Source organism: Mycobacterium sp. 1245499.0 (genome assembly GCF_001673615.1).
Classification (GTDB): Bacteria; Actinomycetota; Actinomycetes; order Mycobacteriales; family Mycobacteriaceae; genus Mycobacterium; species Mycobacterium europaeum_A.
Genome location: NZ_LZMG01000182.1, coordinates 1 through 11,189, shown reverse-complemented (window position 1 = coordinate 11,189; position 11,189 = coordinate 1). Strand labels below are relative to the sequence as shown.

The following is an 11,189-nucleotide window of genomic DNA, read 5'->3' as shown; positions in this document are numbered from 1 at the left end:
CGATCCCGAGCTGGAAACCAGGTCGTCAATCGCCGCGGCGCGCGTCAAGGTCGCAATCCAAGAACCCGCCCTGCGGGCCGCCTCCCGCGTCTTCGACGCCGGCGGCGCGTCGGCCGTGCAGGCGTCGGCGCTGCTCGATCGGCACTGGCGCAACCTGCGGACCCTGTTCTCGCACAACCCGACGGTCTATAAGGCGCGGGTGCTCGGCGATGTCGCGGTCAACGGCGCGGAGCTGCCGCAGAGCAGCTTCTTCTAACGCAGCGCGCGGATTTAAGTCAGCGCAGGCGCCCATGGGACAATGGGACCCGTGTTGCGTTGGATCACTGCTGGGGAGTCGCACGGCCGCGCGCTGGTGGCCGTGCTCGAAGGCATGGTCGCCGGTGTGGAGATCACCTCCCTCGACATTTCCGAACAGCTGGCCCGCCGCCGCCTCGGTTACGGCCGCGGCGCCCGGATGGCGTTCGAGCGGGACGCGGTGAGCGTGCTGTCCGGGGTGCGTCACGGTGTCACCCTCGGCGGGCCCATCGCTGTCGAGATCGGCAATACCGAATGGCCGAAGTGGGAGACCGTGATGGCCGCCGACCCGGTCGACCCGAGCGAGCTGGCCGACAGCGCGCGCAACGCGCCGCTCACCCGGCCGCGGCCCGGCCACGCCGACTACGCGGGCATGCTCAAGTACGGCTTCGACGACGCCCGGCCGGTGCTGGAACGGGCCAGCGCCCGCGAGACGGCGGCCCGCGTCGCGGCGGCCACCATCGCCCGCGCGTTCCTGCGCCAGGCGCTGGGCGTCGAGGTGCTCTCGCACGTCATCGCGATCGGCCCGTCGGCGCCCTACCAGGGCCCGCCGCCCGGCCCGGGCGACCTGCCCGCGATCGACGCCAGCCCGGTGCGCGCCTTCGACAAGGCGGCCGAGGAGGCGATGATCGCCGAGATCGAGGCCGCCAAGAAGGACGGCGACACGCTCGGCGGGGTGGTCGAGGTGGTGGTCCTGGGCCTGCCCATCGGGCTGGGCTCGTTCACCAGCGGCGACAACCGCCTCGACAGCCAGCTCGCCGCCGCCGTGATGGGCATCCAGGCGATCAAGGGCGTCGAGATCGGCGACGGCTTCGAGACGGCGCGCCGCCGCGGCAGCCGCGCCCACGACGAGATGTATCCGGGCCCCGACGGGGTGGTCCGCTCGACCAACCGGGCGGGCGGCCTGGAGGGCGGCATGACCAACGGCCAGCCCCTGCGGGTGCGCGCCGCGATGAAGCCCATCTCCACGGTGCCGCGGGCGCTGGCCACCGTCGACATGGCGACCGGCGCCGAGGCCGTCGCGATCCACCAGCGCTCGGACGTCTGCGCGGTGCCGGCCGCCGGCGTGGTGGTCGAGGCCATGGTGGCGCTGGTGCTGGCCCGCGCGGCGCTGCAGAAGTTCGGCGGCGACTCGCTGGCCGAAACCCGCCGCAACGTCGAGTCCTACCGGCGGGCGGTCGCCGAGCGGGAGTCGCCGGCCGCCCGGGGTACCGCGTAATGGCGCCCAGGGCTGTTCTGATCGGTCTGCCGGGATCGGGCAAGTCCACCATCGGCCGTCGGCTGGCCAAGGCCCTCGGGGTCGACTTCCTGGACACCGATGTGGCCATCGAGCAGCGGACCGGGCGGCGCATCGCCGACATCTTCGCCACCGACGGCGAGCCGGAATTTCGCCGCATCGAGGAGGAAGTGGTGCGCGCCGCGCTGGCCGATCACGACGGCGTGGTGTCCCTGGGGGGCGGCGCCGTCACCACCCCGGGGGTGCGGGCGGCGCTGGCCGGTCACACCGTCATCTACCTGGAGATCAGCGCCACCGAAGGCGTGCGGCGCACCGGCGGCAACGCCGTGCGTCCGCTGCTGGCCGGGCCCGATCGCGCCGACAAGTACCGCGCGCTGCTGGCCGAGCGCAGCCCGCTGTACCGGCGGGCCGCGACCATCCGCGTCGACACCAACCGGCGCAACCCCGGCGCGGTGGTGCGCTACATCGTCTCGCGGTTGCAGGCTCCCGCGGGGGCCGCGACATGACCCGCTCGGGTGAGCCCGTCACCATCGAGGTGGCCGTCGACCCGCCGTACCCGGTGATCATCGGTACCGGCCTGCTGGGCGAGCTGGACGAACTCCTCTGCAACCGGCACAAGGTGGCCATCGTGCATCAGCCGGTGCTGGCCGAGACCGCCGAGGTGATCCGAGGCCGGTTGGCGGACAAGGGTGTTGACGCGCACCGCATCGAAATCCCGGACGCCGAAGACGGCAAAGACCTTCCGGTCGTGGGCTTCTTGTGGGAAGTGCTGGGCCGCATCGGGATCGGGCGCAAGGACGCGTTGGTCAGTCTCGGCGGCGGCGCGGCCACCGACGTCGCCGGGTTCGCGGCGGCCACCTGGCTGCGCGGCGTCGACATCGTGCACGTGCCCACCACGCTGCTCGGCATGGTCGATGCGGCCGTCGGCGGCAAGACGGGGATCAACACCGACGCGGGCAAGAACCTGGTCGGGTCGTTCCATCAGCCCCACGCGGTCCTGGTCGACCTCGCGACGCTGCAGACGTTGCCGCCCAACGAACTTGTGGCCGGGATGGCCGAAATCGTCAAGGCGGGATTCATCGCCGATCCGGTGATCCTCGACCTCATCGAGGCCGATCCGCAGGCCGCCGTCGACCCGTCGGGTGACGTGCTGGCGGAACTGATCCGCCGCGCGATCGCCGTCAAGGCGGAGGTGGTGGCCGCCGACGAGAAAGAGTCGGAGCTGCGCGAAATCCTCAACTACGGGCACACATTGGGCCACGCCATCGAGCGCCGGGAGCGCTACCAGTGGCGCCACGGCGCCGCGGTGTCGGTGGGTCTCGTCTTCGCCGCCGAGCTGGCCCGGCTGGCCGGCCGGCTCGACGACGCCACCGCGCAGCGCCACCGCACCATCCTGTCCGCGCTCGGCCTGCCGGTCAGCTACGACGCCGACGCGCTGCCGCAGCTGCTGGAATACATGGCGGGAGATAAGAAGTCGCGCGCCGGGGTGCTGCGGTTCGTGGTGCTCGACGGGCTGGGCAAGCCGGGCCGGCTGGCCGGACCCGACCCGGCGCTGTTGGCGGCGGCCTATGCCGGACTCGCGCAGGAGGCTTCGTGACCACGACTGTGAACGTCATCAACGGCCCGAACCTGGGCCGGCTGGGGCGCCGCGAGCCCGACGTGTACGGCGACACGACGCACGATCAGCTGGCGGCGCTGATCGAGCGCGAGGCCGATGACCTGGGCCTCAAAGCCGTTGTGCGGCAAAGCGATAACGAAGCCGAGCTGCTGGACTGGATCCACTCGGCCGCCGACGCGGGCGAACCGGTGATCCTCAACGCCGGCGGGCTCACCCACACCTCGGTGGCCCTGCGCGACGCCTGCGCCGAGCTGAGCGCACCCCTGATCGAGGTGCACATCTCCAATGTCCATGCCCGCGAGGAGTTTCGGCGGCATTCCTACCTGAGCCCGGTCGCCACCGGCGTGATCGTCGGGCTGGGGGTACAGGGCTATCTGCTCGCCCTGCGCTATCTGGCCGGAAAGCCCGGCGCCGACAGCTAGCCCTTGCCGTGCTCCGTGCCCGGCTTGGTGTGCTCGTCGCCGCGGTGGATCACTTCGGTCTTGGGGTCGTGCTCGGTTTTGCCGATCGATTCGGTGGGCTCTTCGCGCTCGGCGGTGGCGACGGCCGCGGTCCGCGCGTCGGTCTGGTGGCTGGACGTCTGCGCGGGAATCTCGCCGGTAGGCGCGTCGTCACCGCGCACCGCGGAGAACACGTCGGTGTCGGCCCGTTCGTCGTCGGCGCCCGGCCGCCGCGGCGGGGGATTGCGGTCCACCCGCCAGCGCCCGATGGTCACGCCGATGATGGCGGGCAGGAAGACGCACAGCGCGGTGAAGGCGGCGAAGGTGGTGAGCTCGTTGAGCAGCCCGCCGGTGTACAGGCCCTTGTAGAAGAGCGCGATCAGCCAGGTCACGGCGCCGCTGAGCACACCGGCCAGCAGGCCGGCCAGCAGCCACGTCATCGCCAGGTCGCCGCGGCGGTCCGGATCCGGGTTGGCGCGGGCGTCGGCCCGGCCGTCGAGCACCCCCCACACGGCCACGCCGATGATGAACAGCACCAGCAGCACCACGCTGAACAACCCGGCGTTCGTCTGCCACGCGTTGATCAGTGCACCTTGGAACAATCGGACGACGACCATCGCCGTGGCGTAGACCAATCCGCGCAGGATCCAGTTACTCATGGCCCAAAAGCGTAGCGAGTACCGTCAAGACCTGTGACACATTCACAGCGTCGAGACAGGCTCAAAGCACGACTCGAGGCCAGCGGATTGGATGCGCTGCTGGTCACGGACCTGGTGAACGTCCGTTACCTTTCCGGTTTCACCGGGTCCAACGGCGCGTTGCTGGTGTTCGCCAACGGTCGGGGCCCCGTGCTGGCCACCGACGGGCGCTACCGAACGCAGGCCGCCGAGCAGGCGCCGGACCTCGAGGTCGCCATCGAACGGGCCCTCGGGCGCTACCTGGTCGGGCAGGCCGCCGAGGCCGGCGCGCAGAAGCTGGGCTTCGAAAGCAACGTGGTCACCGTCGACGGGTTCGACGCCCTGACCCGTGAGCTCGACGACCGCAAGGCGGCCACCGAGCTGGTCAAGGCCGCCGGCACGGTCGAAGCGCTGCGCGAGGTCAAGGACGCCGGCGAGGTCGCGCTGCTGCGGCTGGCCTGCGAGGCGGCCGACGCCGCGCTCAGCGACCTGGTGGCGCGTGGCGGCCTGCGGCCGGGCCGGACCGAACGCGAGGTGAGCCGCGAGCTGGAGGCCCTGATGCTCGACCACGGCGCCGACGCGATCTCGTTCGAGACCATCGTGGCCGCCGGGCCGAATTCGGCGATCCCGCACCATCGCCCGACCGATGCCGTGCTGGCCAGCGGCGATTTCGTGAAGATCGACTTCGGCGCGCTGGTCGGCGGCTACCACTCCGACATGACCCGCACCTTCGTGCTCGGCAAGGCCGCCGACTGGCAGCTGGAGATCTACCAGCTGGTCGCCGACTCGCAGCGGGCCGGCCGGGAGGCGCTGCACGCCGGCGCCGACCTGCGCGAGGTGGACGCCGCGGCCCGTCGGGTGATCGCCGACGCCGGTTACGGCGAGCAGTTCAGCCACAGCCTGGGCCACGGCGTGGGCCTGCAGATCCACGAGGCACCGGGCATCGGCGCCACCTCCACCGGCACGTTGCTGGCCGAGTCGGTGGTGACCGTGGAACCCGGCGTCTACCTGCCCGGCCGCGGCGGGGTGCGCATCGAGGACACCCTGGTGGTGCCGCAGGAGGCCGGCGGCACGTCACCGGAATTGCTGACCAAGTTCCCCAAGGAGCTGGCCGTCCTGGGGTAGCCGTCGCGCGACCGGGGGGGTTGCCCCCGCGAGTACAGTCGGGGACGTGAACGGGGTGGCACGGGGTTTGGCGCGCCTGCGGGACTTCCGGTGGGACGTGTACGCCCAGCCCCTTCGCGAGACGCGGCTGGAAATGCAGATCGTCTACTTCGCGATCCACCTGCCGTTCGCCAGCGGGGTTACCGTCCACCTCCCGCTGCTGACCATGATCAAGCCGTTGCCGTCGCCCGACGAGCACGCCGCGGCCGGGCGCGAACCGGCGCGCCGCTGACGGAGTTTCGCCCGTCGGCCGCGCGACCCCGGCCCGCGAGGCCCGGCCCCGCGGCGCTCTAAACTAGCCGACAAGTCGCAGACAGTCCGCAGACGACTGTCCATCCCGAGGAGATATACCGAACCGTGGCAAGCACTGCCGATTTCAAGAACGGACTGGTGCTGGTGATCGACGGCCAGCTGTGGCAGATCGTCGAGTTCCAGCACGTCAAACCCGGCAAGGGCCCGGCGTTCGTGCGGACCAAGCTGAAGAACGTGCTCTCCGGCAAGGTCGTCGACAAGACGTACAACGCCGGGGTCAAGGTGGAGACCGCCACCGTCGACCGGCGCGACGCCACCTATCTGTACCGCGACGGCAGCGACTTCGTATTCATGGACAGCCAGGACTACGAGCAGCACCCGCTGCCCGAGTCGCTGGTCGGGGACGCCGCCCGGTTCCTGCTGGAGGGCCTGCCGGTGCAGGTGGCGTTCCACAACGGGTCACCGCTGTACCTCGAGCTGCCGGTGTCGGTCGAGATGGAGGTCACCCACACCGAGCCCGGCCTGCAGGGTGACCGGTCCAGCGCCGGCACCAAGCCGGCCACCGTGGAGACCGGCGCCGAGATCCAGGTGCCGCTGTTCATCAACACCGGCGACAAGCTGAAGGTGGACACCCGCGACGGCAGCTACTTGGGGCGCATCAACGCGTGAGTAGACCCGTGAGGGGACGCCACCAGGCCCGCAAACGCGCCGTCGACCTGTTGTTCGAAGCCGAGGCCCGCGGACTGAGCCCGGCGGAGGTCGTCGACGTCCGCACCGGGCTCGCCGAAACGAACCCCGAAGTCGCGCCCCTGCAGCCGTATACGGCCGCGGCGGCCCGGGGCGTCGGTGAGCACGCCGCGCACATCGACGACCTGATCAGCTCGCACCTGCAGGGCTGGACGCTGGACCGGCTGCCGGCCGTGGACCGCGCGATCCTGCGGGTCGCGGTGTGGGAGCTGCTGTACGCCGACGACGTGCCCGAGCCGGTCGCCGTCGACGAGGCCGTCCAGCTGGCCAAGGAGTTGTCCACCGACGACTCGCCGGGCTTCGTCAACGGGGTGCTGGGCCACATCATGCTGGTGACGCCGCAGATCCGGGCCGCCGCCGAGGCGGTCCGAGGCGCGCTGGGTCCCGACCTAACCCCGGAGGACCCCGGACCGCAGCCATGACCCGGTTGGAGCTGCGCCTGCTCGTGGCGGCCGTGCTGGCCGCGACGGTGGTGCTGGGCGCGGTGATCTGCGCCGCCTATCGCCTGACCATCGTCGCCTCGGTGCTCTCCATCTACGCGCTGGGGGTGGGCGCCTGGCTGTATCACTGCGTCGAACGGGTGGTCGTGGCCCGGCGCATCAGCACGGTGCGCTCGGCGGCCAAGCCGCTGCAGCCGCTGCTGCCGGTGATGGCCGCGATCATGGGGCTGACGCAGGGCGTGGTGCGCTCGCTGTCCGACGTCACCGAATTGCCCGCCCGCCGCTGGGAGTTGCCGGTGTTGCGTTGGGTGGACAGCACGCGGGGTAATCGCCGTGTGGTGGAAAGTGACGACGAGGCGGATCACTGATCAAGCTGAGGTGAAATGACCACGGGCATGTCGCGGCGGGTTGACAATACGAGCGGCACGTCAGCGGCGGCGAACGAAGAACAGGTGAGGTCATGATTCGATACAGCACCCAGCCGCGACGACTCCGGGTGTCGGCACTGGCGGCCGTGGCCAACCCGTCCTACGCGCGGGTCGACACCTGGAACCTGCTCGACGACGCCTGCCGTCACCTGGCCGAGGTGGACCTCGCCGGGCTGGACAAGACCCACGACGTGGCCCGGGTCAAACGGCTGATGGACCGCATCGCCGCCTACGAGCGGTACTGGCTGTACCCCGGGGCGGCGAACCTGGCGATCTTCCGCGCCCATCTCGAAAGCCTTTCCACGGTGCGGCTCACCGAAGAGGTGTCGCTGGCCGTGCGGTTGCTCAGTGAATATGGCGACCGCGCAGGGCTTTTCGATACGTCGGCGCCGCTGGACGACCAGGAACTGGTGGCCCAGGCCAAACAGCAGCACTTCTACACCGTGCTGCTCGCCGACGACGCCCCGAGCACCGCGCCGGACAGCCTGGCCGAGTGCCTGCGCGCGCTGCGCACGCCGTCCGACGATGTGCAGTTCGAGATCCTGGTGGTGCCCAGCGTCGAGGACGCCATCACCGCGGTCGCGCTGAACGGGGAGATCCAGGCCGCGATCATCCGCGACGACCTGCCGCTGCGGTCCCGTGACCGGCTGCCGCTGATGAACACGCTGCTCGGCCCGAACGAGGACGCCGGAGACGGCATCCCGGACCGCGCCAACTACTGGGTGGAGTGCGGCGAGTGGATCCGGGAGCTGCGGCCCCACATCGACCTGTATCTGCTCACCGACGAGTCGATCGCGGCCGGCGACGGGACCGAGCCCGACGTCTACGACCGCACGTTCTACCGGCTCAACGACGTCACCGACCTGCACAGCACGGTGCTCGCCGGGCTGCGGAACCGTTACGCCACACCGTTTTTCGACGCGCTGCGCGCGTATGCCGCCGCCCCGGTCGGCCAATTCCACGCGCTGCCCGTCGCGCGCGGCGCCAGCATCTTCAACTCCAGGTCACTGCAGGACATGGGGGAGTTCTACGGCCGCAACATCTTCATGGCCGAAACCTCCACCACCTCCGGCGGGCTGGACTCGCTGCTGGATCCGCACGGCAACATCAAAAAGGCCATGGACAAGGCCGCCAAGACGTGGAACGCCGACCACACCTACTTCGTCACCAACGGCACGTCGACGGCCAACAAGATCGTCGTGCAGTCGCTGACCCGGCCCGGCGACATCGTGCTCATCGACCGCAACTGCCACAAGTCGCATCATTACGGGCTGGTGCTGGCCGGCGCCTACCCGCTGTATCTGGACGCCTATCCGCTGCCGCAGTTCGCGATCTACGGCGCGGTGTCGCTGCACACCATCAAGCAGACGCTGCTGGACCTGGAAGCCGCCGGGCAGCTACACCGGGTGCGCATGCTGCTGCTGACCAACTGCACCTTCGACGGCGTCGTCTACAACCCGCTGCAGGTCATGCAGGAGGTGCTGGCGATCAAGCCGGACATCTGCTTCCTGTGGGACGAGGCGTGGTACGCATTCGCCACGGCGGTGCCCTGGGCCCGGCAGCGGACCGCGATGGTGTCCGCCGAGCGCCTCGAACAGATGCTGGCCTCGCCGGAATACCTTGAGGAATACCGGAAATGGGCCGCGACCATGGACGGCGTCGACCGGTCGGAATGGATCGAGCGGGAGCTGATGCCCGACCCGGAAACCGCGCGGGTCCGCGTCTACGCCACGCACTCCACGCACAAATCGCTGTCGGCGCTTCGGCAGGCGTCGATGATCCACGTGCGCGACCAGGATTTCAACGCGCTCACCCGCGATTCGTTCGGTGAGGCATTTTTGACCCACACCTCGACGTCACCCAACCAGCAACTGCTGGCGTCGCTGGATCTGGCACGCCGACAGGTCGACATCGAGGGCTTCCAACTGGTCCGGCAGGTCTACGACATGGCGCTGGTCTTCCGGCATCGGGTGCGCAAGGACCGGTTGATCAGCAAGTGGTTCCGCATTCTCGACGAATCCGATTTGGTACCAGAGGAATTCCGAAAGTCCTCGGTGAGCTCCTACCGCGAGGTCCGGCAGGGCGCGCTGGCCGAGTGGAACGAGGCGTGGCGCTCCGACCAGTTCGTGCTCGACGCCACCCGGGTGACGTTGTTCGTCGGGGCGACCGGGATGAACGGTTACGACTTCCGCGAGAAGATCCTGATGGAGCGATTCGGCATCCAGATCAACAAGACGTCGATCAACAGCGTGCTGTTGATCTTCACGATCGGCGTCACCTGGTCGAGCGTGCACTACCTGCTCGACGTGTTGCGAAGGGTGGCAATCGATTTCGACCGCATTCAGAAGGCGGCCAGCGTTGCCGACCGGGCGCTGCAGGAGCGTCACGTCGAGGAGATCACCGAAGACCTGCCGCATCTGCCCGACTTCAGCGAATTCGACATGGCGTTCAAGCCCGTCGACGAGTGCAAATTCGGCGACATGCGTTCGGCGTTCTACGCCGGATACGAGGAGTCCGACCGCGAACACGTGCTGATCGGCATGGCCGGGCGACGGCTGGCCGAGGGCAAGACCCTGGTGTCGACCACGTTCGTGGTGCCCTACCCGCCGGGCTTCCCGGTGCTGGTCCCCGGTCAGGTGGTGTCCAAGGAGATCGTGTACTTCCTGGCCCAGCTCGACGTCAAGGAAATCCACGGCTACAACCCGGATCTGGGGTTGTCGGTGTTCACCGAGACGGCGCTGGCGCGCATGGAGGCGCAACGCAGCGCCGCGATGGCGGCGGTGGGTTCGGTGACCGCGGCCTTCGAACTGCCCTCGGACGCGTCCGCGACCAACGGGGCACGCACCAACGGGGCCAGCGACGCCCCGGCCGTGCCGTCGGGCGCCGACAGCGGCTGAGCGATCAGCGGGGTGTCGGAGTCGGCCGGGCGGCGCACGTGGTGCGCGCCGAGGTGTGCGGTGCGCCGGTCGACCAGTCGGCGATGCCGCGCCGGATTCCCTGCAGCAGCGCGTCCCTTCCCGCCGGGGCCGTGTCGTTGCAGCTCGAGTGCAGGGTGCTGAATGGGCTGGGGTCGGCGCCGGCCGGCGCCGCCACCAGCACGGCCGGGCCCACCAGCACCGCCGCGCTGACCAGCACTCGGGTGATCACCCGGTCGGGACGACGCGAAGAGCGGGCGGTACCAAGCATGACGGTGTCAGCCTAGGACGGCGGCGCTGAGAGGGTGCTGAGAGCGCGCTGAGCTTGGTGTTCACTGCGAGCACGCGGCCCTGCAGAATCAAGGGCGTGCGCATATTCGGTGGCCGGTCGGCCCGGCGACGCGGGCGGCTGCGTCCGCGGCACCTGCCGCACCTGGGCATCTCGGCCCGCTCGGCCGCGGTGTCGGCGATCGTCGTGCTGTGTGCGCTGGCCATCGCCGGCGCGGGACTGGACGCGATCCTGTACCGGTCGCTGCTGGCGGGCGTCGATTACGCCACCGCCGAACGGGTCCGCGATATCACCAAGGCGCTGCAGGCCGATTCGTTCGACGACCTCGACAACGCGCTGCTGCACACCGACCAGCGGGTGGTCGCGACCCAGTTGATCGGCCCGGACGGCACCGTGGTCAGGCGGTCCGGCTCGGCGCCGAAAACGCCGCTGGTCTCGCCGGATCAGTTCGACTTCAACCTGCGTCGCGGCCTGCCTGACGACGCGGTGGCCGGCGACGACATGCGGGTCAGCGGCCAGAAAGTCGCGACCCGATCAGGTGTCTACACGGTGCTGGTGGGCGGGGGCAGCGAGGCGGTCGAGGGGACCGCGCGGGCCCTGGCGATCCTGTTGGCCTGCAGCGCCTTGGTGATATCGCGGACCCGTTCGGCGGTGGCGTAATCGACGCCCGCCAGCAGCGACCGGTACA

Annotated in this window: 12 protein-coding genes and 2 pseudogenes; 12 read left to right on the top strand and 2 right to left on the bottom strand. The window is 69.9% G+C overall.

What is annotated here, in order from left to right; translation table 11 throughout:
* The 5 genes and pseudogenes from A5646_RS10385 to aroQ form a co-directional block, all read left to right on the top strand.
* A pseudogene (locus A5646_RS10385) lies at positions 1-256 on the top strand (acyl-CoA dehydrogenase); the annotation flags it as partial.
* 51 nt (positions 257-307) lie between these two features.
* On the top strand, positions 308-1,513 hold the full coding sequence (aroC, locus tag A5646_RS10380) for a chorismate synthase (protein WP_067021567.1): 1,206 nt from the start codon (positions 308-310) through the stop codon (positions 1,511-1,513).
* Positions 1,513-2,037 carry a shikimate kinase gene (locus A5646_RS10375; protein WP_066863481.1) on the top strand — a complete coding sequence of 175 codons (525 nt, stop codon included), beginning with the start codon at positions 1,513-1,515 and terminating at the stop codon, positions 2,035-2,037. The genes aroC and A5646_RS10375 overlap by 1 nt, the downstream gene beginning before the upstream one ends.
* A complete protein-coding gene (gene aroB / locus A5646_RS10370; RefSeq protein ID WP_066863478.1) occupies positions 2,034-3,128 on the top strand; it encodes a 3-dehydroquinate synthase in 1,095 nt (364 codons plus the stop codon). The genes A5646_RS10375 and aroB overlap by 4 nt, the downstream gene beginning before the upstream one ends.
* The gene (gene aroQ / locus A5646_RS10365; RefSeq protein WP_066863476.1) at positions 3,125-3,571 is read left to right on the top strand and encodes a type II 3-dehydroquinate dehydratase; all 447 of its coding nucleotides are present in this window, start codon (positions 3,125-3,127) and stop codon (positions 3,569-3,571) included. The genes aroB and aroQ overlap by 4 nt, the downstream gene beginning before the upstream one ends.
* On the opposite strand, the gene A5646_RS10360 is transcribed toward aroQ, so the two are convergent.
* Complete coding sequence (locus tag A5646_RS10360) at positions 3,568-4,248, bottom strand: B-4DMT family transporter (protein ID WP_066876375.1); 681 nt, start codon at positions 4,246-4,248, stop codon at positions 3,568-3,570. The genes aroQ and A5646_RS10360 overlap by 4 nt on opposite strands.
* 33 nt (positions 4,249-4,281) lie before the next feature.
* Between A5646_RS10360 and A5646_RS10355 the strand changes: the two genes are divergently transcribed.
* The 6 genes from A5646_RS10355 to A5646_RS10330 all read left to right on the top strand — a co-directional run bounded on the left by A5646_RS10355 (position 4,282) and on the right by A5646_RS10330 (position 10,194).
* Positions 4,282-5,391 carry a Xaa-Pro peptidase family protein gene (locus A5646_RS10355; RefSeq protein WP_067021564.1) on the top strand — a complete coding sequence of 370 codons (1,110 nt, stop codon included), beginning with the start codon at positions 4,282-4,284 and terminating at the stop codon, positions 5,389-5,391.
* A gap of 46 nt (positions 5,392-5,437) precedes the next feature.
* A complete protein-coding gene (locus A5646_RS10350; RefSeq protein WP_066876378.1) occupies positions 5,438-5,662 on the top strand; it encodes a hypothetical protein in 225 nt (74 codons plus the stop codon).
* Between the two features lie 125 nt (positions 5,663-5,787).
* Positions 5,788-6,351 carry an elongation factor P gene (efp, locus tag A5646_RS10345; RefSeq protein WP_066863465.1) on the top strand — a complete coding sequence of 188 codons (564 nt, stop codon included), beginning with the start codon at positions 5,788-5,790 and terminating at the stop codon, positions 6,349-6,351.
* Positions 6,348-6,851: a transcription antitermination factor NusB gene (gene nusB, locus A5646_RS10340; RefSeq protein ID WP_067021562.1), complete on the top strand. Its 504-nt coding sequence runs from the start codon at positions 6,348-6,350 to the stop codon at positions 6,849-6,851. Before efp ends, nusB begins: the two co-directional genes overlap by 4 nt.
* Complete coding sequence (locus tag A5646_RS10335; RefSeq protein WP_067021560.1) at positions 6,848-7,237, top strand: antitermination protein NusB; 390 nt, start codon at positions 6,848-6,850, stop codon at positions 7,235-7,237. Before nusB ends, A5646_RS10335 begins: the two co-directional genes overlap by 4 nt.
* Before the next feature lie 92 nt (positions 7,238-7,329).
* On the top strand, positions 7,330-10,194 hold the full coding sequence (locus tag A5646_RS10330; RefSeq protein WP_067021558.1) for an aminotransferase class I/II-fold pyridoxal phosphate-dependent enzyme: 2,865 nt from the start codon (positions 7,330-7,332) through the stop codon (positions 10,192-10,194).
* A 4-nt stretch (positions 10,195-10,198) separates the two neighbouring features.
* Here A5646_RS10330 and A5646_RS10325 read toward each other — a convergent pair whose 3' ends face one another.
* Complete coding sequence (locus A5646_RS10325; protein WP_231998014.1) at positions 10,199-10,483, bottom strand: hypothetical protein; 285 nt, start codon at positions 10,481-10,483, stop codon at positions 10,199-10,201.
* A gap of 102 nt (positions 10,484-10,585) precedes the next feature.
* On the opposite strand from A5646_RS10325, the pseudogene A5646_RS10320 reads away from it, so the two are divergent.
* Positions 10,586-11,134 (top strand): annotated as a pseudogene (locus A5646_RS10320) (two-component sensor histidine kinase); the annotation flags it as partial.
* Positions 11,135-11,189 lie beyond the last annotated feature (55 nt).